Origin of the sequence: Streptomyces sp. NBC_01508 (assembly GCF_045040315.1) — a bacterium.
Classification (GTDB): domain Bacteria; phylum Actinomycetota; class Actinomycetes; order Streptomycetales; family Streptomycetaceae; genus Streptomyces.
The window spans coordinates 7,521,100-7,547,299 of sequence record NZ_CP109419.1; the positions used below are offsets into that span (position 1 = coordinate 7,521,100).

Here is a 26,200-nt window from a genome sequence, read left to right on the forward strand (position 1 = left end):
AGGCGTCCAGGGGTGTCAGTCGGTCAGCGAGTTGAAGGCGTCCGTCGCGTGCTTGTCGTACGCGGCCGACGACGAGGCGATGTCGGCACCGCTCGCGATCTTCGAAAAGAACTGTTCGTTGTAGCGCTCGGTCTCCAGAGTCGCTTCGCCGGGACTGTTGGGCAGCGGCTGGCTCACCTTGCTCGCCTGCGAGGCGACCGTCAGCTGCTCGGGCACGCCGGCCGGGGTGAAGGACGGCGATATCGGCAGCAGGTTCAGCTCCGTCGCCATCCGCTGCTGGAACTTCTCACCGGTGACGACACGCAGCCAGTCCTCGGCCGCATCCCGGTCGGGGCTGCCCGCGGCGATGCCGATGGTCGACCCCGAGACGATCACGGGCATCGTGCTGTCGGCGGTGTAGCCGGGCAGCGCGAAGAAGCCGATGTTGTCCTTCATCTTCGGGTTCTTCTCGATGACGGCGGCCGGCTCCCACGCCTTGACGTACGCCATGGCGGCCTTGCCGTCGGCGAACAGCTGGGCCTGGTCGGGGCTGTCGGTGTTGACACCGACGGACGAGGGGGTGGAGCAGGTGTTCTGGAAGGACTTCCACGCCTTGAGACCGGCCTGGTTGGCCGGGGAGGACATCTCGGCCTGCCACTTGCCGTCCTTCTGCGTGGCGATCTTGCCGCCCTTGGCGAAGAGGAAGGGCATGCCGTTGAACCAGTACTGGCCGGGCACGTAGAAGCCGGAGAAGTTGGCCGTGCCGGCGTTGGACTCGGCGAGCGTGCCGCAGTGCTTCTGGAGTTCGGCGAGGGTCTTCGGCGGTGTCGTGATGCCCGCGTCAGCGAACATCTTCTTGTTGTACATGACGACCTTGGTGCCGCCGTAGAGCGGGACGGCGAAGAGCTTGTCGTCGTACTCGGAGGGACCGGAGAGGCCGGTGAGCCAGCCGTCGGACCCTTCGAAGGACTTCTTGCTCGCCGTGAGGTCGGCCAGGCCGCCCGAGTAGGTCTGGAGCGGGGTCTGGGTGTTGCCCATCTCGACGATGTCCGGCGGGTTGCCGCTGGCCAGCGCGGTGGTGAGCTTGGTCGCCACGCCGTCCCACTGCTGGATCTGGATGTCGACCTCCATGTCCGGGTGGTCCTTCTCGAACTGGGTGGTCACCTCCTTGATCAGCGGGTTGTCGCCCGGCCCGCCGGTCATCATCCAGATCGTCAGCTTGTTGTCGGAGTCGGACTTCGCCACCCCGCCACCGCCGCACGCCGTCAGCGTGAGCGCGAGAACCGGAAGCGCCGCGAGTGCGGACCGGGTCCGTGATCTGTTCATCGTTGTCACCCTTCTGCCATCTGCTCGTCGTGCCTGGTGTGGGGGGCTGTGTCGTGCTCATCAGTGGTGCCGGAGGCGGCCGTGGGGGCCGTGGGTTCGGTGGGTGTGGCGGGTGCGGTGGGTGCGGTGGGGCATTCCGCGAGGCGGCGGACGATCAGATCGCGGTCGACGGCCACGGAGGCGGCGTCTTCCGCGCGCACGCCGAGCGAGTCGTAGAGACGGCCGAGCGAGGTCGCCATCGAGCCGAGCAGGCCCGCCGAGTCGCCGAGATCGGAGCGGCGCACCACGCTGTGGACCCCGACCGTGTCGGCGACCTGGTCGCTGATGGCGGTCAGCCGCGCGGTGTCGAACGACTCCGAGAAGCCGCCGGTCAGGACCACCGTGCCGGGCTCGTAGGCGAGCGCGACCACGGTGACGAGATGGGCCAGGGCGCCGTGCACCTCGGCCAGCACCGTCGCGTACGCCTCCGGGTCCGCGAACAGCGCCCGCGCCGTCGGCACGTGCACCCCCCGGCCGCGTGCGTACGCCACCAGGTCGGCACCGGACAGCAGATCGCGCAGCCGCTCCTCGCGGCCGGGCAGCGGAAGCCGGCCGAACTCGCCGAGCAGGCCCGTCCTGCTGAGCAGGACCTGTCCGTCTATGGAGACGGCGGAACCGAGGCCGGTGCCCATGGCGAGCAGGACGGCGGTCTCCCGGTCCGGCAGTGATCCGTACTGGAGTTCGCCGCGCAGGGCGAGGTTGGAGTCGTTGCCGACCGCGGTCTCCACACCCAGTAGTTCGGAGACCTTCTCGATGAATCCGGTGCCCTTGATCTGGCCGAGATTGTGCGATGCCACGACGGACCGTCCGTCGCCGGTGACGACACCCGGCAGGCCGATCGTGACGGTGTGCAGGGGTACGCCGTCGCCGTGCCGGGAGACCAGGTCGGCGACCTTGCCCGCGACCCAGGCGGCGAGTTCGTCCGCCGTCGCGTCGCGCGGTGTGGTGTCCCGGCTCCGGATGACGGCGCGGCCGAGCGCGTCCGCCACCACGACCCGGCAGTTGGTGCCGCCGAGGTCGACTCCGCAGACGAGAGCGGAGCGGTGGTTGAAACTCACGGACGTCGACTGTCTGCCGGGGCCTTCCCGGAGCACCCGGGAACCCTCCAGCGCGAGTGATTCGGCCATCAGGTCGTCCACGATGCGGAACACCGTGGCCCGGCTCAGGCCGGTGTCCGCGATGAGCCGCTGACGGTCCACGTCCGCGCCGGAAAGCAGGGCCGCGATCACGGCGCTGCGGTTGGAGGTGCGGGGGAGCGAGGTAGTTGCCACAATTCCTCTCACTCTGAGACTAATTCGGTGGCGCTACTTTAATCACAGACGACCGGCGAAAACCAGACATGTGCATCACGTTCGGATAAAGGAGCCGGCCCGGCGTACGCTGGCGCGATGGTGACGAGCGCGGGCGGTGGTGGCGGTGGCGGTATCGCGGGGCCGGCGAAGGCGGCAGACGGCGCGACCATGCGGAACCGGCTGATCCCCGGCAGCACCGGGCGGGTTCGCCCCCTGCGGCTGCTCGACGACTCCACCCTGCACGCCGCCTGTGCGCCCGTCACGGACTTCGGGCCGCCGCTGGCCCGGCTGGTCGAGGATCTGTTCGCGACGATGTACCGGGCGAGCGGGGTCGGTCTGGCGGCCAATCAGATCGGCGTGCCGCTAAGGGTGTTCGTGTACGACTGCCCCGACGACGAGGACGTCCGCCATCTCGGACACGTCGTCAATCCCCGCCTGGTGGAGGCGGACGGCGTCACCGTACGGGGCGCCGAGGGCTGTCTCTCGCTGCCGGGCCTCGAAGCGGGCACGGAGCGGCTCGACCACGCGGTGGTGGAGGGCGTGACGGTGGACGGCGCACCCGTCCGGATCGACGGCACCGGATTCTTCGCCCGCTGTCTCCAGCACGAGTGCGACCACCTGGAGGGGCTGGTCTATCCGGACCGGCTGACAGGCCGGCGCAAGGCCAAGGTACTGCGCGCGGCGCGCCGCGCGTCCTGGAGCCGGTAGGGCGTGCGGCGCGTCAGAACCCCGGGCTGCCCGCCCGGTCGGCCACCAGCGACAGCCTGCCCCACAGCAGGTCGGCCAGGCTGCTCACCAACTGGGCCCGCGAGCAAGGGCGTTCGCCTAGCCACCAGTCACCGGCCGCGTGCATCATGCCGACGATCCCGTGGCCCCAGACGCGGGCCAGTTGCGCGCTGTCCGGACCGAGGTCGACCCGCTCCTCGATGACGGTGGCCAGCTCCTCGCCGAGGCGGCGCAGCAGCGGGGCCGAGTGGCGGCCCACGTCGAAGCCCTGCTCGGGGAGTTGGGTGTCGGCGGTGGCCGCACCGTCCGCGGGGTGCATGAGGAAGCGGTACACCTGGGGGCGCGCCTCGATCGCCGCGAGGTACGTGTCGAGCGTGGCCTCCACGCGCGCACGCCGGTCGGCGGGCGCGTCGAGCGCCACCTTCAACGCGCTGAGCAGCGCGTCCGTATGACGCTTCGCCAGGGCGCGGTAGAGCCCGCCCTTGTCGCCGAAGTGGCGGTAGAGGATGGGCTTGGTGATACCGGCCTCGGCCGCGATGGCGTTCATGGAGGCTTTCGGTCCGTCACGCAGGACGACCCGGTCGGCGGCCTCCAGGAGTTGGCGGCGCCGCTGATGGGCCGAGCGGTGTTGGTCGGCCTGCTGTGTGGTCCCCATGGGTGTCTCCCCGCCCGAGCGATTCCGTGACGCCCCGGCAACGTAACACCCCGCCCGCCGCCGACGCGGATCAGCCCTCCGCAGGTTGACATCCTCTACTTGCCGGTAACAGACTGTTGTTACCGTAAGTAACAGCAGTGCTGGAGGATTGACGATGGCCGAGTTCACGTTCGAACTCAACGACGACCAGAAGCAGGTGCGCGACTGGCTCCACGGGTTCGCGGCCGACGTCATCCGCCCGGCGGCAGCCGAGTGGGACGAGCGGGAGGAGACTCCGTGGCCCGTCATCCAGGAAGCCGCCAAGGTCGGCGTCTACTCCCTCGACTTCTACGCACAGCAGTACTTCGACCCCACGGGCCTCTCCATCCCCATGGTGATGGAGGAACTGTTCTGGGGCGACGCCGGCATCGGCCTGTCGATCGTCGGCACCGGACTCGCCGCCGTCGGCGTCCTCGCCAACGGCACCGACGAGCAGATCGGCACCTGGATCCCGCAGATGTACGGCGACGTGGACGATGTGAAGGTCGCCGCGTTCTGCTCGTCCGAGCCCGACGCCGGATCGGACGTCGCCGCGATGCGCACCCGTGCGGTCCACGACGAGGCCACGGACGAGTGGGTGCTGAACGGCACCAAGACCTGGGCGACCAACGGCGGTATCGCCAACGTGCACGTCGTGGTCGCCGTCGTGGACCCCGAGGCGGGCTCCAAGGGACACGCCTCGTTCATCGTCCCGCCCGCCACACCCGGTCTGTCCCAGGGACAGAAGTTCAAGAAGCACGGCATCCGTGCCTCGCACACCGCCGAGGTGGTCCTGGAGGATGTCCGCGTCCCCGGTCACTGCCTGCTCGGCGGCAAGGAGAAGCTGGACGAGCGGCTGGCCCGCGCCCGCGAGGCGAAGACGGCCAAGGGGGCCGGCGGTGAACGCGTGAAGAACGCGGCCATGGCGACCTTCGAGGCGTCACGCCCGGCGGTCGGCGCCATGGCCGTGGGCACGGCCCGCGCCGCGTACGAGGTGGCACTCGACTACGCCAAGACCCGCAGCCAGTTCGGCCGCCCCATCATCGACAACCAGGGCATCGCCTTCCAGCTCGTCGACATGCGCACCCGCATCGACGCGGCCCGCCTGCTCGTCTGGCGCGCCTCCTGGATGGCCGCCACGGGCAAGCCCTTCACGGCGGCGGAGGGCTCCATGTCGAAGCTGTACGCGAGCGAGACGGCCAAGGAGGTCACCGCGCGGGCGGTGCAGATCCTGGGCGGCAACGGCTTCACGCGGGAGTACCCGGTGGAGCGGATGCACCGCGACAGCGCGATCTACACGATCTTCGAAGGCACGAGCGAGATCCAGCGCCTGGTGATCGCCCGCACGCTGTCGGGGATGCCGATCCGCTAGGGCGTGTTGCGAAAGGAGCGCCGTCCGCCCGAAGTGCGGGGCCGACGGCGTCTGGTGCGCGCGATCGCAGGGCGGAGGATTCGAGTTGTGGATGGCCCGGCCGTACTCGGGCGACTGAATACAACGCAGGGGGGCACCCCCGTACCCCGAAGGGCTACGAGGGAGAGCGGGCGTCCGGGTGCCGCGAGGCAGGCGGGACTTCTCACACACGGCCTGGCGGACACCGACACGCCCGCGTCACTCGCAGGCGACGCCGTCCCCGTCGCGGTCCAGGTGTGAGCCGTACCCCGGGTCGCCCGAGCGGATCGGGGCGGCGCCCGCAGCGCGGACGGCCGTGCAGTTGGCGTAGTACGTCGAGCCGCCGCCCGAGTCGCCCGTGCCCGAGCCGTCGTTGTCGTCCGCGGCGGGCGCGACCGTGACCCGCACGGTCTTCGTCCTGGTCACGGTGGGCGCCGGCTTCGGGGCGGCCGTCACCGTCTCGGTCACCGCCGGTTCGGGGGTGGACGTCGCGGTCACCGTCGCCGCTGGGCCGGGCTTCGCGTCGGCCGTGTTCTTCGTCTTGTCGCTCTTCTCGCCGTCCGCCCCGCCGATGGCGACGCCCAGGAGGAACAGCACCGCCACGGACGGCAGGAGCACCCGCTTCCGGGTCCACTTCGGACGGCTCGGCGGCGTCGGAGGCCCGACGTAAGGGTTCGGACCGGGCGCGGCAGGCGGTGAAAAGCTCATGTGTCCCCCAAGGGCTGCTTCGTGAGGGATGAACGTAGCGACGTGACTTGCCCCCTCGTACGATCCTCGTTCCGGTTGTGGCGTAACCGTGATGAAGGCGTGAATGCATGGTGTGTGAACGTGTGACGGGTCGTGGCACACAGGTGCCCGGCCCCTCGGCGGCAAACGCCGAGGGGCCGGGCACGTGTGTGAAGAGCTCGCGCTACGCGGGGAGTTGGGCCTCGATCGCGGTGATGACCTCCGGCGCCTCCGGCTCCGTGCGCGGACGGATGCGGTCCACGACCTCGCCGTCGGGGGAGATCAGGAACTTCTCGAAGTTCCACTGCACGTCGCCCGCCTCGCCCGCCGCGTCGGCCCGCGCGGTCAGCGCCGTGTACAGCGGATGCCGGTTCTCGCCGTTGACCTCGGACTTCTCCAGCAGCGGGAAGCTGACGCCGTACGTCGTGGAGCAGAACGTCTCGATCTCCTCGGCGCTGCCCGGCTCCTGGCCCGCGAACTGGTTGCAGGGCACGCCGACGACCGTCAGACCACGGTCGCCGTACGTCTGCTGAAGCCTTTCCAGGCCCTCGTACTGCGGAGTGAGGCCGCACTTCGACGCGACGTTCACCACCAGCACCGCCCGGCCCTTGTACGCGGCCAGGGACGTGGGCTCACCGGTGAGGGTGCGCAGCGGGATGTCGTACAGAGTCATCAAGGTCTCCTCGGAGCGATCGGTACCGCTATCGCGTCCATTGTCGCGCTTCAGCCGCCGAGCTTACGGAACAGCCCCTCCTGGACGACCGAGACCAGCAGCCGGCCCGAGCGGTCGTAGATACAGCCCCGGGCCAGGTCCCGCCCGCCGGTCGCGATCGGCGACTCCTGGTCGTAAAGGAACCACTCGTCGGCCCGGAACGGCCGGTGGAACCACATCGTGTGGTCCAGCGACGCCATGTCGTACCCGCGCGGCCCCCACAGCGGCTCGATCGGGATGCGGACCGCGTCCAGCAACGTCATGTCGCTCGCGTACGTCAGCGCGCAGGTGTGCACCAGCGGGTCGTCGCCCAGCGGGCCCACCGCGCGCATCCACACCGCGCTGCGCGGATCGGCGCCCTGGATCTCCTCCGCCGTCCAGCGCGGCCGGTCCGCGTAGCGGATGTCGAACGGCTGACGGCGCGCCATCCGCTCGAACGTCTCGGGCAGGCCGCCCAGATGCTCGCGGACCTCGTCGGCCACCGTCGGCAGCGACTCGGGGTCCGATAAGTCCTGACGCGGCGGCAGTTGGTGCTCGAAGCCGCCCTCCTCCGCCTGGTGGAAGGACGCCGTCAGGTTGAAGATCGTCCGGCCCTCCCGCACCGCCGTGACCCGGCGGCTGGTGAACGACCGGCCGTCCCGCACCCGTTCGACCTGGTAGACGATCGGTACGCCGGGCCGTCCTCAGGCCGGGGGCTCAGGCGCCGGACAGCTGGCCCACGGAGGTGACACGGACCACGGCCCGGCCCTCCTCGTCGGACGCGGCGAGGTCGACCTCCGCGCTGATGCCCCAGTCGTGGTCGCCGTTCGGATCGGCGAACGACTGCCGTACCCGCCACAGGCCGTGGTCCGGGTCCTCCTCGATGGCCAGCAGCTTCGGGCCACGCGCGTCCGGACCGGTGCCCAGCTCCTCGTACTCGTCCCAGTAGCCGTCCATCGCCTCGCCCCAGGCATCCGCGTCCCAGCCCGAATCGGCGTCCAGCTCGCCCAGTACGTTCACCTTGTCGAGCGCCGCCAGCTCCACCCTGCGGAACATCGCGTTGCGCACCAGCACCCGGAAGGCGCGGCCGTTGGCGGTGACCGGCTTGACCTGGTCGGCCTTCTCCTGCGCCTGTTCGGCGGTCTCCACCTCGGGGTTGGCCAGCTGCTCCCACTCGTCCAGGAGACTGGAGTCGACCTGCCGCACCATCTCGCCGAGCCAGGCGATCAGATCCTCCAGGTCCTCCGACTTCAGATCGTCGGGGATGGTGTGCTCGAACGCCTTGTACGCGCCGGCGAGATAGCGCAGCACGATGCCCTCGGTGCGGGCCAGCTCGTAGTGGGACGTGAACTCCGTGAAGGTCATGGCCCGTTCGTACATGTCACGGATGACGGACTTCGGCGACACCGGGTGGTCGCCGACCCACGGGTGGCTGGTGCGGTAGACCTCGTACGCGTGCCACAGCAGCTCTTCGAGCGGCTTGGGATACGTGAACTCCTGGAGCCGCTCCATCCGTTCCTCGTACTCGACACCGTCGGCCTTCATCTGGCCGATCGCCTCGCCACGCGCCTTGTTCTGCTGCGCGGCGAGGATCTGCCGGGGATCGTCCAGCGTCGACTCCACGACGGAGACCATGTCGAGCGCGTACGAGGGCGAACCCGGCTCCAGCAGTTCGAACGCGGCCAGCGCGAACGTCGACAGCGGCTGGTTGAGCGCGAAGTTCTGCTGGAGGTCGACGGTGAGCCGGATGACGCGGCCCTCGGCGTCCGGCGTTTCAAGACGCTCCACCACACCGCCGTCCAGCAGCGACCGGTAGATGGCGATCGCGCGCCTGATGTGCCGCAACTGCTGCTTGCGCGGCTCGTGGTTGTCCTCCAGGAGATGGCGCATCGCCTCGAAGGCGTTGCCGGGCCGCGCGATGACCGACAGCAGCATCGTGTGGGTGACCCGGAAACGGGAGGTCAGCGGCTCCGGATCGGAGCCGATCAGTTTGTCGAACGTTGTCTCCGACCAGGCGACGAAGCCCTCGGGGGCCTTCTTGCGGACCACCTTGCGACGCTTCTTCGGGTCGTCGCCCGCCTTGGCGAGCGCCTTCTCGTTCTCCACCACGTGCTCGGGCGCCTGCGCGACGACGAAGCCCGCCGTATCGAAACCGGCCCGGCCGGCCCGGCCCGCGATCTGGTGGAACTCACGGGCGCGCAGCGTGCGTACCCGCGTGCCGTCGTACTTGGTGAGAGCCGTGAACAGCACCGTACGGATGGGGACGTTGACGCCCACGCCGAGCGTGTCCGTACCGCAGATCACCTTCAACAGACCGGCCTGCGCGAGCTTTTCGACCAACCGGCGGTACTTCGGCAGCATCCCCGCGTGGTGCACCCCGATGCCGTGGCGCACATAACGGGAGAGATTGCGGCCGAACTTGGTGGTGAAGCGGAAGTTGCCGATCAGATCGGCGATCCGGTCCTTCTCCTCGCGCGTACACATGTTGATGCTCATGAGCGACTGCGCGCGCTCGACGGCCGCCGCCTGGGTGAAGTGCACGATGTAGACCGGCGCCTGACGGGTCTCCAGCAGTTCGGTCAGCGTCTCGGTGATCGGCGTGAGGCGGTACTCGTAACTCAGCGGCACCGGGCGGGTCGCCGACCGTACGACGGAGGTGGGCCGGCCGGTGCGGCGGGTCAGGTCGTCCTCGAACCGCGACATGTCGCCGAGCGTCGCCGACATCAGGATGAACTGCGCCTGCGGCAGCTCCAGGATGGGAATCTGCCACGCCCAGCCGCGGTCCGGCTCCGCGTAGAAGTGGAACTCGTCCATCACGACCTGGCCGATGTCGGCGTGCTTGCCGTCGCGCAGCGCGATCGAGGCCAGCACCTCCGCCGTGCAGCAGATCACCGGCGCGTCGGCGTTCACGGACGCGTCGCCCGTCAGCATGCCGACGTTCTCCGTACCGAAGAGCTTGCACAGGTCGAAGAACTTCTCCGACACCAGCGCCTTGATCGGGGCGCTGTAGAAGGTGACCTTGTCCTGGGCCAGCGCCGTGAAGTGCGCACCCGCCGCGATCAGGCTCTTCCCGGAGCCGGTGGGGGTGGAGACGATCACGTTGGCCCCGGAGACCACCTCGATCAGCGCCTCCTCCTGAGCCGGATAGAGCGTGATCCCCTCACCCTCGGCCCATGACGAGAAGGCCTCGAAGAGGGCATCGGGGTCGGCATCCGGCGGCAGCTGATCAATAAGGGTCACACCCCCATCTTGCCTGCCTTCCGCCCGGATGACGGAACCGGACGACGGGCCGAAGATCACTACCGGTACGCTGCCCTGTCAACTGAGCCTCGCCGCAATGCCGGTGGGCTCGTCAGCAAGCACCACCACAGCCACGACGGGGCGGGGATCGACCATGCGGGGACGACCATGATGGGACCGGCGCACTCGCTGTCGGGCGCGGCGGCCTGGCTGGGGGTGGGGGCCGCGGCGGCGGCGATCGACCGCGCGATGCCCTGGCCGGTGCTGGTCGTCGGCGCGCTGATCTGCGCGGGGGCGGCGCTCGCCCCCGACCTGGACCACAAGTCGGCCACGATCTCGCGGGCGTTCGGTCCGGTGTCCAAGGCCCTGTGCGAGATTGTCGACAAGCTCTCCTACGCCGTCTACAAAGCGACGAAGAAACCGGCCGACGCCCGCAGGACCGGCGGCCACCGCACCCTCACCCACACCTGGCTCTGGGCCGTCATGATCGGCGGCGGCGCCTCCGCGCTCGCGGTCCTCGGCGGTCGCTGGGCGGTGCTGGCGCTGCTCTTCATCCATATGGTGCTCGCCGTCGAGGGGCTGCTGTGGCGGGCCGCGCGGGTGTCGAGCGACGTGCTCGTGTGGCTGCTCGGCGCGACGAGCGCGTGGATCCTGGCCGGCGTCCTGGACAAACCGGGCAACGGCTCGGACTGGCTCTTCACGGCGCCCGGCCAGGAGTACCTGTGGCTGGGGCTGCCGATCGTCCTGGGCGCGCTGGTGCACGACATCGGTGACTCGCTGACCGTGTCGGGCTGCCCGATCCTGTGGCCGATCCCGGTGGGGCGCAAGCGCTGGTATCCGATCGGGCCGCCGAAGGCGATCCGGTTCAGGGCCGGGAGCTGGGTGGAGCTGAAGGTGCTGATGCCGGTGTTCATGCTGCTCGGCGGGGTGGGCGGCGCGGCGGCGCTGAACGTGATCTGAACGCCGGTCCACGGCGACCGGTCGCCGTACCGGTACGTGGAGCATGGAGCCCGTACGGCGACCGGGCAGACCGTGACCGAGTGGACCGTACGACCTGCCCACGGGTCCGGGCGAGCCCCCCGCGCCCGCCCGGACGCCGCTCACCGAGCCCGGGCTTGCGCCCGGCCCGGACCACTCAGCCGTGCCAGGAGCGCCACAGCGCCGCGTACGCGCCGTCCGCCGCCACCAGCTCGTCGTGGCTGCCCAGTTCGCTGATCCGGCCCTCCTCGACCACGGCGATCACATCCGCGTCGTGCGCGGTGTGCAGCCGGTGCGCGATGGCCACGACCGTACGGCCGTGCAGCACCTTCGCCAGCGACCGCTCCAGATGCCGGGCCGCGCGGGGGTCGAGCAGCGACGTCGCCTCGTCCAGGACCAGCGTGTGCGGGTCGGCCAGCACCAGCCGCGCCAGGGCGATCTGCTGCGCCTGAGCCGGCGTCAGCGTCGTGCCGCCGGAGCCGACCTCGGTGTCCAGCCCGCCGTCGAGCGCGCGGGCCCAGCCGTCCGCGTCGACCGCGCCGAGCGCCGCCCACAGCTCGGCGTCCGCCGCGTCCGGGCGGGCGAGCCGCAGATTGTCGCGCATCGAGCCCACGAAGACGTGGTGCTCCTGGTTGACCAGGGCGACATGGCCGCGCACCCGCTCCGCGGGCATCCGGGACAGCTCGGCCTCGCCCAGCGTGATCCGGCCCCTCCGGGGCGCGTAGATCCCGGCGAGCAGCCGCCCCAGCGTGGACTTGCCCGCGCCGGACGGGCCGACCAGTGCGACGCGGGTGCCCGGGGCGACGTCCAGCGTCACCTCGTGGAGTACGTCGACGCCCTCGCGGTAGCCGAAGTCGACCCGGTCGGCGCTGACGTCCCTGCCGTTCGGCACGACGTTCTCGTCACCGTCGTCCGGTTCGATCTCGCGGACGCCGACGAGGCGGGCGATGGACACCTGCGCCACCTGGAGTTCGTCGTACCAGCGCAGGATGAGACCGATCGGGTCGATCAGCATCTGCGCGAGCAGCGCGCCGGTGGTCAGCTGCCCGACCGTGATCCAGCCCTGGAGCACGAAGACACCGCCGCCCACCAGAGTCGCCGCGAAGATCGTGACGTGGGTGAGGTTGATGACCGGGAAGAGCACCGACCGCAGCCAGAGCGTGTAACGCTCCCACGCCGTCCACTCCTTGACGCGCTGGTCCGACAGCGCCACGCGGCGACGGCCCAGGCGGTGCGCGTCGACGGTCCGGCCGGCGTCGATCGTCTCGGCGAGCACCGCGGCGACCGCCGCGTAGCCGGCCGCCTCCGACCGGTATGCCGCCGGGGCCCGCTTGAAGTACCAGCGGCAGCCCACGACCAGCAGCGGCAGCGCCACCATCACCGCGAGCGCCAGCGGGGGTGCCGTGACGCCCAGCGCGCCGATCAGCAGCAGCACCCACACGATGCCGATCGCCAACTGCGGCACGGCCTCACGCATCGCGTTGGCCAGCCGGTCGATGTCGGTGGTGATCCGGGACAGCAGATCGCCCGTGCCGGCCCGCTCCAGGACACCGGGCGGCAGCCGTACCGCCCGTACGAGGAAGTCCTCGCGCAGGTCGGCCAGCATCTCCTCACCGAGCATCGCGGCGCGCAGCCGCATCATCCGGGTGAAGAGCGTCTGGAGGATCAGCGCGCCCGCGAAGATGGCCGCGGTGCGCTCCAGATGGAGTTCCTTGGCCCCCTCGGCGCCTTCGGACAGATCCTCGATGACGCCGCCGAGCAGATACGGGCCTGTCATGGAGGCGATCACCGCGACCGCGTTGACGACGACGAGCAGGACGAACGCCTTGCGGTGCCGCCGTATCAGCTCAAGGACATAGGCCCGTACGGTCGCCGGGCGGGCGACGGGCAGGGTGGTGGCGGCCTCCGGTGCCGCCGGGTCGTACGCCGGTGGTGCCACGCCGATCATGCGGATTCCTCGATCTCTGCCAGCTCTTCGTGTGTCTTCAGCGGTGTCGGCACGTGTGCGGCGCCGTCCGTGCCGTCGCCGGTGTTGGCGTCCGTGTTGGCGTCCGTGCCGTTCTCCGTCTCGTCGTGCGTCTCTTCGTCCGTCCGGCGCGTGACGACGCTCAGGTAGCGCGGATCGTCCCGCAGCAGCTCCCGGTGCGCCCCCACGGCGGCGACCTTCCCGTCGTGGACGAACACCACGCTGTCGGCGCGGTCGAGCAGCAGCGGCGAGGACGCGAACACGACCGTCGTACGGCCGCTCCGCAGACGCCGCACGCCATCCGCGATCCGTGCCTCCGTGTGCGAGTCCACGGCCGACGTCGGCTCGTCCAGGACCAGCACCTGCGGGTCGGCGACCAGCGAGCGGGCCAGCGCGAGCCGCTGACGCTGCCCGCCGGACAGTGACCGGCCGCGCTCGGTGATGCGCGAGCGCAGCGGGTCGCCGCTGCCGTCCACCGACGCCTGGACGAGTGCGGCGAGTACGTCCCCGCACTGCGCGGCGTCCAGCGCGTCCCGGGGCCGTACGCCGCCGGACGCGGGCACGTCCAGCAGCTCGGTGAGCGTGCCGGACAGCAGCACCGGATCCTTGTCCTGAACCAGGACACAGGCGCGCGCCGCGTCCATCGGGAGGTCGTCGAGCGCCACCGGACCGAGCAGTACGGACGGGCTCTTCTCCTCCTCGGCCGCGTGCCCGCCCAGTCGTTCGGCGAGCCGCCCGGCCGCGTCCGGGTCGCCGCACACGACGGCGGTGAGCTGTCCGGCGGTGGCGAGCAGACCGGTTGCCGGGTCGTAGAGGTCGCCGGTGGGCCGGGCGTCGGCGAGACCGCCGCGCTCCTCTTCGTAGGAGGTGCGCTCCAGCCGCAGCACGCGGGCCGCACGCGTGGCCGAGGGGCGTGAGAAGGAGTACGCCATCGCGATTTCCTCGAAGCGCCTGAGCGGCAGGAGCAGCAGGGTCACCGTGCTGTAGACGGTGACCAGTTCACCGACCGAGATCCGGCCGTCGCCCGCGAGCAGCGCGCCGTACCAGACCACCGTGATCAGCAGGACGCCCGGCAGGAAGACCTGAATGGCCGAGATCAGTGCCCACATGCGGGCGCTGCGGACGGCAGCCTCGCGTACCTCCTGCGAGGCTCCGCGGTAGCGCGTGAGGAACAGCTCCTCGCCGCCGATGCCGCGCAGCACCCGCAACCCGGCCACGGTGTCGGCGGCCAGCTCGGTGGCCCGGCCCGCCTTGGTGCGCTGGACGTCGGCGCGCCGGGTGGCGCGGGGGAGCAGCGGCAGTACGGCCAGGGCCAGTACGGGCACTCCGATGGCCACCATCGCGCCGATCGACGGCAGATACAGGACGAGACCGACGCACACCACGACGACCGTGACGGCCGCCGCCAGGAAGCGCGACAGCGCCTCCACGAACCAGCCGATCTTCTCGACGTCGCCCGTCGAGACGGCGACCACCTCGCCGGCCGCGACCCGGCGGGTCAGCGCCGAACCCAGCTCGGCGGTCTTGCGGGAGAGCAGTTGCTGGACGCGGGACGCCGCGGTGATCCAGTTGGTGACCGCCGCACGGTGCAGCATCGTGTCGCCGACGGATATCGCGGCGCCGAAGAGGGCGATGACGACGCCGGCCAGCGCGAGCCGCCCGCCCGAGCGGTCCACGGCGGCCTGTACGGCGAGCCCCGCGCCCACCGGCATCCCGGCGACGCCCAGTTGGTGCAGCAGTCCCCAGGAGAGCGATTTGAGCTGGCCACGCAGCTGATTGCGCCCGAGCCAGTACAGGAAGCGCGGGCCTGACCGGGCATCGGGCTTCCCCGGATCGGGATACGGAAGATCGCGAATCTGCATGACGTCCCAGTGAGTGGTGGAGTGGCGCAAACCGTGCAAGGTTGCCCTTTGGGCACGGTCCGGGGCAATCGATTATTCGCCTCTCGGCCACGTGGGAGTGAACGCGACGAGGCCCGGCCGGCGCGTTCGCGCCGACCGGGACTGCCGTGCTTCCGCGGTGGTCCGCCGTGTCTACCGCTTCTCCGACGGCTTCTCGGAATCCATGCCGGGCCGGGACTTCTTCCACTCGCCGCGGGTGAAGTCCGGAATCTGCTGGGGCTTGCCGTTCGCCTTGATGGACGCGTGGCTCAGCGGTACGGGGGCGGTCCAGGTGGCCGCGTCGTACACGTCGAAGTCGGGGACGAGCCCCAGCCGGACGCACTGCATCAGACGGAAGACCATGATGTAGTCCATCCCGCCGTGTCCGCCCGGCGGATTCGCGTGCTCCTTCCACAGCCAGTGGTCCCACTCGGCGTACGCGCCGAAGTCGCCCCACTCGTCGTTCGTGTGGTCCGGTTCGATGTAGATGCGCTCGGGATAGTCCTCGAAGACGCCCCTGGTGCCGCCGAGGCTGTTGATACGGCTGTAGGGATGCGGTGTCGAGACGTCGTGCTCCAGCCGGACGGCCCGGCCCTTGGCCGTCTGGACCAGACTGATCGTCCGGTCGCTGTTGACGTACGTCTCCTTCCAACTGGCGTCGCCCGGCGGCATGTTCTCCTCGCGGTACTGGGCGAGGGCGAGCGCGGGCGTCCCGATGCTGGTGATGCTGACGGCACGGTCGCCGCGGTTGATGTCCAGGTAGTTGGCGACGGGACCGAAGCCGTGGTTCGGGTACAGGTCGCCCCGCAGCCGGGTGTGCCACAGCCGGCGCCAGGGGCCTTCGTAGTAGTCCGGGTCGAACATCAGGCCGCGCAGATCGTGGTTGTACGCGCCGGCGCCGTGCAGCAGATCGCCGAACAGGCCCGCGTGCGCCATCCGTAGGACGCGCATCTCGTTCTTGCCGTACGCGCAGTTCTCCAGCTGCACGCAGTGGCGCCGGGTGTGCTCGGAGAGGTCGACCAGCTTCCACAGCTCGTCGAGGCGCATCGCCACCGGACACTCCACGCCGACGTGCTTGCCGCTCAGCATCGCCGTCTTGGCCATCTCGAAGTGGAAGTCCCACGGAGTGGCCACGTAGACGAAGTCGATGTCGCCGCGTGCGCAGAGCTGTTCGTAGTCGTGCTCGTCCTTCGTGTAGACGGCGGGCGCCGGCTGCCCGGCCTTGACGACCTTGGCCGCGGCGCTCCGGGCCTTGTCCCGCACCGTGTCGCACAGGGCGACGACCTGGACGCCGGGCACCGCGAGGAACAGATCGATCATGCTGCCGCCGCGGTTGCCGAGACCGATGATGCCGACCCGGACCGTGGCGCGTCTTTCGAAGGGCACACCGGCCATGGTGCGGCCCTGGCGCTCGGGGACGGCGGATTCGGCGCTGTCGGGGGCGGCCTGTGCGGCGGCGGCCGTGGCCGCTTCGGCGGGCTGCGCGGCGGAGGCGGTGCCGCTGCCCAGGGCGGTGAGCCCGAGCCCGGCGCCGGCGACACCCGCCGTCGTCCGGAGAGCGGAACGGCGGCTCACCGAGCCGCCGTTGTCGTCGTCCTGATCCCTGCCGGGGTTCTGCGGTGCTGCGTCGTTCATGAAGCCTCCATAGGAGCTGACGTGCGCGGCGGAATTGAACCTCGGTAGGGACCTTGGTAGTTGGGGCTGGTGGTGCGCAAGGGGCCTTGATTGGACTCTTCGATCGGACCCTTGGACTCTTCGGGACACGCCTCGGGTGACCCGGCGGAGCGGTGGCCGGAACTCGCTCAGCGGCACCCCTCGCCGACGTCCGTCAGCGGCGCCGCTCCGGCACACCGTCGACCGGCCCGCCCACCAGCGCCGACAGCAGTACGCCGAGCACGTCGCGCTGGTCCGCCGTCAGCGGGGCCAGGATGTCCTCGGCGGCCGACCTGCGCGCGTCGCGCAGCGCCCGCAGCACGCCGCGGCCGGTCTCGGTCAGCTCGATCCGGATCACCCGGCGATTGGTCGGGTCCGGGGCGCGGCGGACGCAGCCGCTCGTCTCCAGGCCGTCGACCAGGCTCGTCACGGCGCGGGGCACCACTTCCAGGCGCTCGGCGAGATCCGCCATCCGCGGCGGACTGTCGTAGAAGGCGACCGTGCGCAGCAGACGGGACTGCGCCGGGGTGATCCCGATCGGCTCCAGGTGGCGCTTCTGGACGCGGTGGAGTCGGCGGGTCAGCCTCAGGAGCTGTTCGGCCAGCAGGCCGTCGGCGTCGGGGGTGCTCATGGCGGAATAATAACAGGACTACGTACATTGTGAACCTAGGTAACAGTGAGCTATGCTCCTCGAAGATCTTCCCGTACCCCTGCGCACCGCTCGAAGGAGCCCATGAAGTCAGAACAGCCGACCTGGAAGCCCTCGGCCCGACCCGCGGATCCGTCGCTGCCCGAGCCGCCGGCGCAGCTGCGCCGTATCTTCCGGCTCTTCCGCCCCTACCGCGGCCGGCTCGCCGTCGTCGGCCTGCTCGTCGGTGCCTCGTCCCTCGTGGCCGTCGCCTCGCCCTTCATGCTGCGCGAGATCCTTGACACCGCGATCCCGCAGGGCCGCACCGGGCTGCTCAGCCTGCTCGCCCTCGGCATGATCCTCACCGCCGTCCTCAGCGGCGTCTTCGGCGTCATCCAGACCCTCATCTCCACGACGGTCGGCCAGCGTGTCATGCACGACCTGCGGACGGCCGTCTACGCGCGGTTGCAGCGCATGCCCCTCGCGTTCTTCACCCGCACCCGCACCGGCGAGGTCCAGTCCCGGATCGCCAACGACATCGGCGGCATGCAGGCGACGGTCACCTCCACCGCCACGTCGCTGGTCTCCAACCTCACCGCCGTCATCGCCACCGTCGTCGCGATGCTCGCGCTGGACTGGCGGCTGACCGTCGTCTCGCTGCTCCTGCTGCCGGTGTTCGTATGGATCAGCCGCCGCGTCGGCCGTGAGCGCAAACGGATCACCCTCCAACGGCAGAAGCAGATGGCGACGATGGCCGCCACGGTCACCGAGTCGCTGTCGGTGAGCGGCATCCTCCTCGGCCGCACGATGGGGCGCGCCGACTCGCTCACCAAGTCCTTCGCCGAGGAGTCCGAGCAACTCGTCGACCTGGAAGTGCGGTCGAACATGGCGGGGCGGTGGCGGATGTCCGTCATCGGCATCGTCATGGCCGCCATGCCCGCCGTCATCTACTGGGCGGCGGGTTTCGTCCTCCAGTCCGGCGGCACCGCCGTCTCCATCGGCACACTCGTCGCGTTCGTCTCGCTCCAGCAGGGACTCTTCCGCCCCGCCGTGAGCCTGCTCGCCACCGGCGTACAGATGCAGACGTCGCTCGCGCTCTTCCAGCGCATCTTCGAATATCTCGACCTGCCCGTCGACATCACCGAACCCGAGCGGCCGGTCGCGCTTCACCCCGTCCGGGGTGAAGTGCGCTTCGACGGCGTCGACTTCAGCTACGACGAGAAGGACGGGAACACCCTCCACGGCCTCGACCTGACCGTCCCCCCGGGCGGCAGTCTCGCCGTCGTCGGTCCCACCGGATCGGGCAAGTCGACCCTCAGCTATCTCGTGCCGCGGCTGTACGACGTGACGGGCGGCCGGGTCCTGCTCGACGGGATCGACGTACGCGACCTGACCTTCGACACCCTCGCCCGCGCGGTGGGCGTCGTGTCGCAGGAGACGTATCTCTTCCACGCCTCGGTCGCCGACAACCTCCGCTTCGCGAAGCCGGAGGCGACGGACGACGAGATCGAGACGGCGACCAGGGCCGCACAGATCCACGACCACATCGCCGCCCTGCCCGACGGGTACGACACGCTGGTCGGCGAGCGCGGATACCGGTTCTCCGGCGGTGAGAAGCAGCGCCTCGCGATAGCCCGCACCATCCTGCGCGACCCGCCGGTCCTCGTGCTCGACGAGGCGACCAGCGCGCTCGACACCCGTACCGAACACGCGGTCCAGCAGGCCATCGACGCGCTCTCCGAGGGTCGTACGACCATCACCATCGCGCACCGGCTCTCGACGGTGCGGGACGCGGACCAGATCGTCGTCCTCGACGCGGGGCGGATAGCCGAGCGCGGCACGCACGAGGAGCTGATCGACCGCGACGGGCGGTACGCGGCGCTCGTCCGCAGGGACGGCGCGGCGGCGCCCGTGCCCGCGCAGGATGAGCGCGTGAGCGCCGTCTGACCGCGCCGCCCGGCACACGGCAGCGCCGCCGCTCCCTGGGACGGGAAGCGACGGCGCCGGTTGTGGGGGTGCGTCAGACGAGCCAGCCGACGAAGTGGACGAGGCCGGCGAGCAGGTCGGTGATGACGTTCATAGTGGTGCGTTCTCCTCGTGATGATGCACAGAGATGCATGCATGTAGCTGGGACAGCGCAGTCGCGGTCTGCAGCCCGTCGCTTGCGCACCGTAAGCATCTGTTGTCACAGGGCAGTTGGGGGCGGGATTCCCGCTGCGATCACACGTTCCAGCGAACACCCGCTCCCACGTTCGTGTGTTCCTGTCGCCCGGCGGGGCTCGGCGTCACCGTCTGCGAGGTGCCGGAATCCGCGCTTTGTCCGGGTTAGCGTGCCCGCATGACGAACGAGCCCCCGCGTGCGACATCCGGGCGCAGGCCCCGACTCACCCGCCGCGGCCGACTGGCCCTGATCACGAGCGCCGTGGTCGCCGTCGCGACGGCCGTGCTCGTGCCGCTGCTGCTGACCGGGGGACCACCCGACGCCGAGAAGAAGACGGTGTCGCTGCTCGTCCCGGAGGGGCGGCGGGCCACCCAGGTGTACGCCTCCGTCGACAAAGTCCTCGACGTCCCGTCCGGCACCACCGCGAAGGCCGCGACGGGAACCCGGCTGGAACTCCCCGACGCCGCCCGGCGCAACCCCGAGGGATACCTGTTCCCGGCCACCTATCCGGTCGAGGCCGGCGCGACCCCGGCCGGCCTGCTCGGCTACATGGTCGACACCGCGCGTCAGCGCTTCGGCGCCGACCGCATCAGCGCGGGCGCGCGGCGTAACGGCGTCACGGTCTACCAGACCGTGACGATCGCCAGCATCGTGCAGGCCGAGGCCGACACGGCCGCCGACATGGGCCGGGTGGCGCGCGTCGTGCACAACCGACTGGCCCGGGACATGCCGCTCCAGATGGACTCGACCCTCAACTACGCGCTGAACCGCAGCACGCTGGACACCACGCACTCCGACACGAAGACCGCGAGCCCGTACAACACCTACGAGTTCAGGGGCCTGCCGCCCACGCCGATCGGCAATCCGGGGGAGGAGGCGATGAACGCGGCGATCAACCCGACGCGGGGCGACTGGCTGTACTTCGTGACGGTGGCGCCGGGCGACACCCGCTTCACCGCCGACTACGAGGAACACCGGGCGAACGTCGAGGAGTTCAACGCGAACAGAAGCGCCACCCCTTGAGGCGCCACCCCTTGAGGCGGCACCCCTTGAGGCGCCACGCCTTGAGACACCATGCCCCGAGACGCCACGCCCTGAAGCCTGTGGGTCTCAGACCGGAACGGGTTCGTGCTCCAGCAGCGCCCGGATCTCGCGTACGGCCGCCCGGCCCGCCCGGTTGGCACCGATCGTGGAGGCCGAAGGCCCGTACCCGACCAGATGGACGCGCTCGTCCCGTACGGCACGCGTGCCGTCGACCCGGATCCCGCCGCCCGGCTCGCGCAGCCGAAGCGGCGCCAGATGGTCGATCACCGGGCGGAAGCCGGTGGCCCAGAGGATCACATCGGCGTCGACGCGCCGCCCGTCGTCCCAGGACACACCGGACGCGGTGATCCGGTCGAACATCGGCAGCCGGCTCAGCACCCCCCGTTCGCGCGCCCGCGTGATCGCCTCCGTCACCGGCAGCCCGGTCACCGACACCACGCTGCGCGGCGGCAGCCCGGCCCGTACCCGCTCGTCCACCAGCGCGACGGCCGCCCGCCCCTGCTCCTCGCCGAACGGCCCCTCCCGGAAGACCGGCGGCCTGCGCGTGACCCAGGTCGTCTCCGCGGCCACGTCCGCGATCTCCATCAGATGCTGTGTCCCCGAGGCCCCGCCACCGACCACGACCACCCGCAGCCCGGCGAACTCGCCGGGACCGGGATAGCCCGCCGTGTGCAACTGGCGGCCCCGGAAGGCCTCCTGGCCCGGATAGCGCGGCCAGAAGGGCCGGTCCCAGGTGCCCGTGGCATTGATCAGCGCCCGCGTCGACCAGACGCCGTCCGACGTCTCGACCCGCAGCCGCCCGCCGTCGCCCGCACGGACGGCCGCCACGTCCACGGGCCGGTGCACGCGCAGGCCGAACCGCTCCTCGTACGCGGCGAAGTAGCCCCCGATCACCTCGGACGACGGCCGTGACCCGTCGGCGCCGGTCAGTTCCATGCCGGGCAGCGCGTGCATCCCGTGGATCTTCTCGTACGTGAGTGAGGGCCACCGGAACTGCCAGGCGCCGCCGGGGCGCGGGGAATGGTCGAGGGTGACGAAGTCCCGGTCGGGCACCAGCCCGGAGCGCCGCAGATGGTAGGCGCTCGACAGCCCGGCCTGCCCCGCGCCGATGACCACGACGTCCACGTCCCGTACTTTCCGCGCCTGCGCCACCCCGAAGTCGTTCACGTTTCTACCAACAGCCGGGGACACCCGGATCATCCCGGACCGTCCCGGACGCGAACGCGTCCGGGGGACGGCAGGATGGACCCATGTCCGACGCCTTCACCACCAGGACCGTGCACATCGCCACCGGCACCGACGAGACCGTGACGGACCTGACGCACGTGTGCGAACAGTTCCTCCGCGAGACGGCGGCGGGCCGGGACGGCCTCCTCAACGTCTTCGTGCCGCACGCGACGGCCGGGGTGGCCGTCATCGAGACGGGCGCGGGCAGCGACGACGACCTGCTCGCCGCGCTGCGCACCCTTCTCCCGCCGGACAACCGCTGGCAGCACCGCCACGGCTCCCCGGGCCACGGCCGCGACCACGTCCTCCCGGCCCTGGTCCCACCCCACGCGACCCTCCCGGTGATCGCGGGCCGGCTGGAACTGGGCACCTGGCAGTCGGTCTGCCTGGTCGACACGAACACCGACAACCCGGACCGGACGGTGCGGCTCAGCTTCCTCGGGTGACGGAGACGGGAGCCGGCTCCCGCAGCGCGGCCACGACCATGACCGGGAGATCGGTGTCGTGCTGGAGCACGCCGACGGTCAGGACCCGGCCGGCCAGGAGCCACCTCCGCACCGCGATGAACTCGTCTCCGTGCCCGTCCCCGTCCTCGTCTGCATCCGCATCCGCATCCGCTGCCGCATCCGCTGCCGCTGCCGCTGCCGCCGTCCGCCCGGCCTCGGCGAGGTGCCGGGCGAGCGGAGATTCCTCGATCTCCGACAGGAACCCGGCCAGCACCCGCTCGCCCTCGGCGTAGACGGCTTCCACGTCGTCGAAGTAACCCGACTCGTCGACATCGCGGATCCAGACGGCGAACGAGACGTCGACCTCCCCGCCGCCGAACGCCTGGATCCAGCCCTGGACGCCGTCCCTGCGCCAGGACGTCTCCACCCCGTCGCGGAGCCTGCCCCCGGGCGCCCACTCCCGGACCGCGAACCTCGCCGCCGCGCCCTCGGGCGTCAACGGGACGAGGCCCCGGAGTTCCTCCAGCATCGCGTCCACCGCCGCCATGAACCGAAACCCTCCCACGCGTAGGCTGTTCCGCGTGCCGGCATCCCACCTACATCACGTCGCCGTCCTTGTGCTGGAGGGGGCGAAGCCACTCGACGTCGGGATTCCCGCGCAGGTGTTCACGACCCGCGCGAGCATGCCGTACGAGGTGCGGGTGTGCGGTGCCGCGCCCGGTCTCGTGGCCGGTGGGGACGGGCTGTCGTACCACGTCGCCCACGGGCTCGACACGCTCGCGTGGGCCGACATCGTCTTCATCCCCGGCTACCGGTTCCCGGACCGTGACGACCCGCGGCAGGAGATCATCGACGCGCTGATCGCCGCTCATGAGCGGGGCGCCCGGCTCGCCGCCATCTCCACCGGCGCCTTCGCGCTCGCCGCCACGGGCCTGCTCGACGGCAGGCGCGCCACGACGCACTGGCACTACGCGCGGGCGCTCGCGGCGAAGCATCCGCTCGTCCGTGTCGATGAGAACGTGCTTTTCGTGGACGAGGGCAGCGTGCTGACATCGGCCGGGGCCGCCTCCGGCATCGACCTGTGCCTGCACATCCTGCGCGCCGATCTCGGCGTGGCAGCCTCGAACCACGCGGCGCGGCGGCTGGTCGCGGCCCCGTACCGCAGCGGCGGCCAGGCGCAGTACGTACCGCGCCGGGTGCCCGAACCGCTCGGCGAGCGGTTCGCCGCCACCCGCGAATGGGCACTGCGCCGGCTCGGCGAGCCCCTGACGCTCAAGGCACTCGCCCGGCACGCGGCCGTGTCGCCGCGCACGTTCTCGCGGCGCTTCGTCGAGGACACCGGGTACACGCCGATGCAGTGGGTCATGCGCGCCCGCGTCGACGCGGCCCGGGAACTGCTCGAACGGTCCGAGCGGAGCATCGAGCAGATCGCCACCGACGTCGGACTCGGCACCGGTACGAACCTGCGGCTGCACTTCCAGTCCACCCTCGGCACCACACCGACCGCCTACCGGCGAACCTTCGCCCAGGGCGCCCAGGGCGAGCAGGGCGAGTAGAGGCGGGTTGCGAAAGTCCCGCCTGGCCGACGACGCCCGGCACGCTCTCCCCCGTAGCCCCGAGGGGGCATGGGAGGTGCCCCCTCGCCGCGTTGACAGCGTTTTCGAAGGCATCCGAGTACGCCCGGTACGAGAGCGGTCCTCCGCCTCGCGATCGCACGCACCAAGCGCCGTCGGCCCCGCCCCCCCCTCCGGGCGGACAGCCCACTTTCGCAACACGCCCTCGGCCTGCCCGGCGGCACCGCCACTTGGCGTGATCCTTTCGAACCATGGCGTTCACGCCGTCGTCACGGACGGACACCGCCCTGCGAGCCTGGTGGGGACCCGAAAGGACATCACTCATGACTCGCATCGCCATCAACGGATTCGGCCGCATCGGACGCAACGCGCTGCGCGTACTGCTGGAGCGCGACAGCGATCTTGAAGTCGTCGCCGTCAACGACCTCACGGAGCCCGCCGCCCTCGCGCGGCTGCTCGCCTTCGACACGACGGCCGGCCGGCTCGGCCGCCCGGTCACCGCCGACGCGGACGCCCTCGTCGTGGACGGGCGCCGTATCACCGTGCTCGCCGAGCGCGAACCGGCCAGCCTGCCGTGGGCCGGACTCGGCGTCGACATCGTGCTGGAGGCGACCGGCCGCTTCACCTCGGCCGAGGCGGCCCGCGCCCACCTCACCGCGGGCGCCAAGAAGGTGCTCGTCAGCGCCCCGTCGGCCGGTGCCGACGCCACGGTCGCGTACGGGGTCAACACCGAGGCGTATCACCCGGCCACGCACACGATCATCTCGAACGCCTCGTGCACGACCAACGCCCTCGCGCCGCTGGCCAAGGTGCTCGACGACCTCGCCGGCATCGAGCACGGCTTCATGACGACGGTGCACGCCTACACCCAGGAGCAGAACCTCCAGGACGCACCCCACCGCGACGCCCGCCGCGCCCGCGCAGCCGCCGTCAACATCGTGCCGACCACGACGGGCGCCGCCAAGGCGATCGGCCTCGTCCTGCCGAACCTCGACGGCAAGTTGTCGGGCGACTCGATCCGCGTACCGGTGCCGGTGGGCTCGATCGTCGAACTCAACACGACCGTCGCCCGCGACGTGTCGCGCGACGACGTACTGGCGGCCTACCGCGCCGCGGCCGAAGGGCCGCTCGCCGGCATCCTTGAGTACTCGGACGACGCTCTCGTGTCGTCGGACATCACCGGCAACCCGGCCTCGGCGATCTTCGACTCGGCCCTCACCCGGGTCGACGGCCGGCACGTCAAGGTCGTCGCCTGGTACGACAACGAGTGGGGTTTCTCGAACCGGTTGATCGACACGCTGGAACTCCTCGCCGCCCACTGACCGACCCCGTCGACGGCGCTCGAAGCGTGCGTGAGTACGTCGTACGGCATCGTGCCGCCGCGCCCGGCCGGGGCATGGTGCGGACCCCCGCCGACGCGCCTGTGCCGTCAGCCGCGGGGAGGTGGGCGATGGCGCCGTCGGGGACCGAATCCCGCAGGGTGATGATCCACGATGTGGCCCGGTCCGCCGGGGTGTCCCGGCTGACCGTGTCACGGCCCTGAACGACAAGGGCGAGATCCACGGCTCCACCAAACAGCGGGTGCTCGACGCGGCCTCGCGCTGGGATACCGCCCGAGCCGGTTCGCCGGGGTCTGGTCAGACACGGCACCATCAGCGTCGGGCTGGTCATTCCAGACCCGCTCTCCGCCGAACGGGACGGCGAGAAACAGCCGTTGCTCCTCGTCGGCCACGACGGCTCGGCCACGCTCGCGGAGTTGATCGCCCGCGTCGACGCGGGCGAGGCCGGCATCGCCGTCCTCCACGCGGACCGACCGGGAGGAAGTCGGGTTGCCGGGGGCTGGTGCGACGGCGTACAACGGAGTGTGACGGTGTTCGGGGGAGGGGACGCGCATGGCGAGACCCGCGGTTGGAGCGGCCCCGCGCCGCTGTGCGGAGTGCGGCGGATACGAGTACGGCGGCGCGCCCGCCTGTTCGGTCTGCCGCGAACTGGTGGACGGCATCGTGGAAGACGAATGGTCCCGTTTCCTGCGCCTGTGGGACGCCGGCCGTGACGAGGAGACAACCCTCGCCGAGATGGTGGTGGCCGAACCCGACCGGCACGACTGGCGGGTGGTGGACGCCGCGCTCGACCGGCTCGTCTGCGCCCACTGCGGTGCCGGACTCAGCCGCGGTCCCATGGGCTGCCTCGGCTGCGACCAGGCGCACGGCTTTCGCTACGCCGCGATCGAGACGGACCGGCCGGGTGTCCCGAGGGGCAACGAACACGCCGTCCGGGTCAACGTCTCCGTCGTACGCCGGCCGCAGGTCACCTCCGCGAACGAACTCCTCGGACGGCGACTGCTGTTGCCCGCCCTCCTGGTGGGGTTCCTGCCCACCACCGAGGAGGCCCAGCGGATGGGAGCCCTGCTCAAGAGCGGTTCCCCGGCGGCGCACCGGACCCACCTCATCGAGCGGGCGATCGAGGACGCGGTGGCGGGGCAGCGCGCCGGCGTCTCTCCTCCGTGACGCCACGACAGCTGAGCCGAGCGCCGTCGTGGCGTCCCGAAGGCGCCCACCGCG

21 protein-coding genes and 1 pseudogene are annotated in these 26,200 nt (G+C 70.9%); 9 read left to right on the plus strand and 13 right to left on the minus strand.

All coding sequences use genetic code 11. The annotated features are described in order from the left end of the window. Positions 1-15: 15 nt before the first annotated feature. Positions 16-1,305, minus strand: a complete 1,290-nt coding sequence (locus OG700_RS34795; RefSeq protein ID WP_405620626.1) for an extracellular solute-binding protein — start codon at positions 1,303-1,305, stop codon at positions 16-18. A 5-nt stretch (positions 1,306-1,310) separates the two neighbouring features. Beyond that, complete coding sequence (locus tag OG700_RS34800) at positions 1,311-2,615, minus strand: ROK family protein (protein WP_405620628.1); 1,305 nt, start codon at positions 2,613-2,615, stop codon at positions 1,311-1,313. Between the two features lie 189 nt (positions 2,616-2,804). Between OG700_RS34800 and def the strand changes: the two genes are divergently transcribed. After that, positions 2,805-3,344 (plus strand): peptide deformylase, encoded by a 540-nt coding sequence (gene def / locus OG700_RS34805; RefSeq protein WP_405622195.1) that lies wholly within the window; start codon positions 2,805-2,807, stop codon positions 3,342-3,344. Between the two features lie 13 nt (positions 3,345-3,357). Here def and OG700_RS34810 read toward each other — a convergent pair whose 3' ends face one another. Beyond that, positions 3,358-4,017: a TetR family transcriptional regulator gene (locus tag OG700_RS34810; RefSeq protein WP_405620630.1), complete on the minus strand. Its 660-nt coding sequence runs from the start codon at positions 4,015-4,017 to the stop codon at positions 3,358-3,360. A gap of 154 nt (positions 4,018-4,171) precedes the next feature. Between OG700_RS34810 and OG700_RS34815 the strand changes: the two genes are divergently transcribed. Then, positions 4,172-5,407 (plus strand): acyl-CoA dehydrogenase family protein, encoded by a 1,236-nt coding sequence (locus OG700_RS34815; RefSeq protein WP_405620632.1) that lies wholly within the window; start codon positions 4,172-4,174, stop codon positions 5,405-5,407. Between the two features lie 237 nt (positions 5,408-5,644). Here OG700_RS34815 and OG700_RS34820 read toward each other — a convergent pair whose 3' ends face one another. From OG700_RS34820 to OG700_RS34835, 4 genes and pseudogenes are all read right to left on the minus strand, one after another. After that, positions 5,645-6,043: an excalibur calcium-binding domain-containing protein gene (locus OG700_RS34820; RefSeq protein WP_405620634.1), complete on the minus strand. Its 399-nt coding sequence runs from the start codon at positions 6,041-6,043 to the stop codon at positions 5,645-5,647. A 292-nt stretch (positions 6,044-6,335) separates the two neighbouring features. Continuing rightward, positions 6,336-6,824, minus strand: coding sequence for a glutathione peroxidase (locus OG700_RS34825; protein ID WP_405620636.1), 489 nt, complete (start codon positions 6,822-6,824; stop codon positions 6,336-6,338). 50 nt (positions 6,825-6,874) lie between these two features. Next, positions 6,875-7,546, minus strand: a pseudogene (locus OG700_RS34830) (acyl-CoA thioesterase); the annotation flags it as partial. A 13-nt stretch (positions 7,547-7,559) separates the two neighbouring features. After that, positions 7,560-10,082: a DEAD/DEAH box helicase gene (locus tag OG700_RS34835; protein ID WP_405620638.1), complete on the minus strand. Its 2,523-nt coding sequence runs from the start codon at positions 10,080-10,082 to the stop codon at positions 7,560-7,562. A gap of 168 nt (positions 10,083-10,250) precedes the next feature. Between OG700_RS34835 and OG700_RS34840 the strand changes: the two genes are divergently transcribed. Next, positions 10,251-11,042: a metal-dependent hydrolase gene (locus tag OG700_RS34840; protein WP_405620640.1), complete on the plus strand. Its 792-nt coding sequence runs from the start codon at positions 10,251-10,253 to the stop codon at positions 11,040-11,042. Between the two features lie 175 nt (positions 11,043-11,217). On the opposite strand, the gene OG700_RS34845 is transcribed toward OG700_RS34840, so the two are convergent. The 4 genes from OG700_RS34845 to OG700_RS34860 all read right to left on the minus strand — a co-directional run bounded on the left by OG700_RS34845 (position 11,218) and on the right by OG700_RS34860 (position 17,190). Beyond that, positions 11,218-13,008 carry an ABC transporter ATP-binding protein gene (locus OG700_RS34845; protein ID WP_405620642.1) on the minus strand — a complete coding sequence of 597 codons (1,791 nt, stop codon included), beginning with the start codon at positions 13,006-13,008 and terminating at the stop codon, positions 11,218-11,220. Next, complete coding sequence (locus OG700_RS34850; RefSeq protein WP_405620644.1) at positions 13,005-14,888, minus strand: ABC transporter transmembrane domain-containing protein; 1,884 nt, start codon at positions 14,886-14,888, stop codon at positions 13,005-13,007. Before OG700_RS34850 ends, OG700_RS34845 begins: the two co-directional genes overlap by 4 nt. Before the next feature lie 171 nt (positions 14,889-15,059). Beyond that, the gene (locus OG700_RS34855) at positions 15,060-16,541 is read right to left on the minus strand and encodes a Gfo/Idh/MocA family protein (protein ID WP_405620646.1); all 1,482 of its coding nucleotides are present in this window, start codon (positions 16,539-16,541) and stop codon (positions 15,060-15,062) included. Positions 16,542-16,734: 193 nt separating this feature from the next. Beyond that, positions 16,735-17,190: a MarR family winged helix-turn-helix transcriptional regulator gene (locus OG700_RS34860; protein WP_405620648.1), complete on the minus strand. Its 456-nt coding sequence runs from the start codon at positions 17,188-17,190 to the stop codon at positions 16,735-16,737. Positions 17,191-17,292: 102 nt separating this feature from the next. On the opposite strand from OG700_RS34860, the gene OG700_RS34865 reads away from it, so the two are divergent. Together OG700_RS34865 and mltG are read left to right on the plus strand one after the other, a co-directional pair. After that, entirely contained in the window at positions 17,293-19,134 is a 1,842-nt protein-coding gene (locus tag OG700_RS34865) for a NovA family novobiocin export ABC transporter (RefSeq protein WP_405620650.1), read from the plus strand. A 391-nt stretch (positions 19,135-19,525) separates the two neighbouring features. After that, positions 19,526-20,371, plus strand: coding sequence for an endolytic transglycosylase MltG (gene mltG / locus OG700_RS34870; protein WP_405620652.1), 846 nt, complete (start codon positions 19,526-19,528; stop codon positions 20,369-20,371). An 87-nt stretch (positions 20,372-20,458) separates the two neighbouring features. On the opposite strand, the gene OG700_RS34875 is transcribed toward mltG, so the two are convergent. Next, positions 20,459-21,559 (minus strand): NAD(P)-binding domain-containing protein, encoded by a 1,101-nt coding sequence (locus OG700_RS34875; protein ID WP_405620654.1) that lies wholly within the window; start codon positions 21,557-21,559, stop codon positions 20,459-20,461. Between the two features lie 83 nt (positions 21,560-21,642). On the opposite strand from OG700_RS34875, the gene OG700_RS34880 reads away from it, so the two are divergent. Further along, positions 21,643-22,065 (plus strand): YjbQ family protein, encoded by a 423-nt coding sequence (locus tag OG700_RS34880; protein WP_405620656.1) that lies wholly within the window; start codon positions 21,643-21,645, stop codon positions 22,063-22,065. On the opposite strand, the gene OG700_RS34885 is transcribed toward OG700_RS34880, so the two are convergent. After that, complete coding sequence (locus OG700_RS34885; RefSeq protein WP_405620658.1) at positions 22,049-22,612, minus strand: hypothetical protein; 564 nt, start codon at positions 22,610-22,612, stop codon at positions 22,049-22,051. The two genes, OG700_RS34880 and OG700_RS34885, sit on opposite strands and share 17 nt — an antisense overlap. A 34-nt stretch (positions 22,613-22,646) precedes the next feature. Here OG700_RS34885 and OG700_RS34890 point away from each other — a divergent pair, with 34 nt between their 5' ends. The 3 genes from OG700_RS34890 to OG700_RS34900 all read left to right on the plus strand — a co-directional run bounded on the left by OG700_RS34890 (position 22,647) and on the right by OG700_RS34900 (position 26,146). Beyond that, the gene (locus OG700_RS34890; protein ID WP_405620660.1) at positions 22,647-23,621 is read left to right on the plus strand and encodes a GlxA family transcriptional regulator; all 975 of its coding nucleotides are present in this window, start codon (positions 22,647-22,649) and stop codon (positions 23,619-23,621) included. 341 nt (positions 23,622-23,962) lie between these two features. After that, complete coding sequence (gap, locus tag OG700_RS34895; protein WP_405620662.1) at positions 23,963-24,961, plus strand: type I glyceraldehyde-3-phosphate dehydrogenase; 999 nt, start codon at positions 23,963-23,965, stop codon at positions 24,959-24,961. A 570-nt stretch (positions 24,962-25,531) separates the two neighbouring features. Then, on the plus strand, positions 25,532-26,146 hold the full coding sequence (locus tag OG700_RS34900) for a hypothetical protein (RefSeq protein ID WP_405620664.1): 615 nt from the start codon (positions 25,532-25,534) through the stop codon (positions 26,144-26,146). The last annotated feature ends 54 nt before the right edge of the window (positions 26,147-26,200 follow it).

Excerpts from the sequence above, each read along its gene's own strand:
- OG700_RS34880 (WP_405620656.1), top strand. The coding sequence starts at position 21,643 with ATGTCCGACGCCTTCACCACCAGGACCGTGCACATCGCCACCGGCACC.
- OG700_RS34850 (WP_405620644.1), bottom strand. The coding sequence starts at position 14,888 with ATGCAGATTCGCGATCTTCCGTATCCCGATCCGGGGAAGCCCGATGCC.
- OG700_RS34795 (WP_405620626.1), bottom strand. The coding sequence starts at position 1,305 with ATGAACAGATCACGGACCCGGTCCGCACTCGCGGCGCTTCCGGTTCTC.
- OG700_RS34810 (WP_405620630.1), bottom strand. The coding sequence starts at position 4,017 with ATGGGGACCACACAGCAGGCCGACCAACACCGCTCGGCCCATCAGCGG.
- OG700_RS34855 (WP_405620646.1), bottom strand. The coding sequence starts at position 16,541 with ATGAACGACGCAGCACCGCAGAACCCCGGCAGGGATCAGGACGACGAC.
- OG700_RS34860 (WP_405620648.1), bottom strand. The coding sequence starts at position 17,190 with ATGAGCACCCCCGACGCCGACGGCCTGCTGGCCGAACAGCTCCTGAGG.
- OG700_RS34840 (WP_405620640.1), top strand. The coding sequence starts at position 10,251 with ATGATGGGACCGGCGCACTCGCTGTCGGGCGCGGCGGCCTGGCTGGGG.
- OG700_RS34815 (WP_405620632.1), top strand. The coding sequence starts at position 4,172 with ATGGCCGAGTTCACGTTCGAACTCAACGACGACCAGAAGCAGGTGCGC.
- OG700_RS34885 (WP_405620658.1), bottom strand. The coding sequence starts at position 22,612 with ATGGCGGCGGTGGACGCGATGCTGGAGGAACTCCGGGGCCTCGTCCCG.
- def (WP_405622195.1), top strand. The coding sequence starts at position 2,805 with ATGCGGAACCGGCTGATCCCCGGCAGCACCGGGCGGGTTCGCCCCCTG.
- mltG (WP_405620652.1), top strand. The coding sequence starts at position 19,526 with ATGACGAACGAGCCCCCGCGTGCGACATCCGGGCGCAGGCCCCGACTC.
- gap (WP_405620662.1), top strand. The coding sequence starts at position 23,963 with ATGACTCGCATCGCCATCAACGGATTCGGCCGCATCGGACGCAACGCG.
- OG700_RS34900 (WP_405620664.1), top strand. The coding sequence starts at position 25,532 with ATGGCGAGACCCGCGGTTGGAGCGGCCCCGCGCCGCTGTGCGGAGTGC.
- OG700_RS34845 (WP_405620642.1), bottom strand. The coding sequence starts at position 13,008 with ATGATCGGCGTGGCACCACCGGCGTACGACCCGGCGGCACCGGAGGCC.
- OG700_RS34825 (WP_405620636.1), bottom strand. The coding sequence starts at position 6,824 with ATGACTCTGTACGACATCCCGCTGCGCACCCTCACCGGTGAGCCCACG.
- OG700_RS34865 (WP_405620650.1), top strand. The coding sequence starts at position 17,293 with ATGAAGTCAGAACAGCCGACCTGGAAGCCCTCGGCCCGACCCGCGGAT.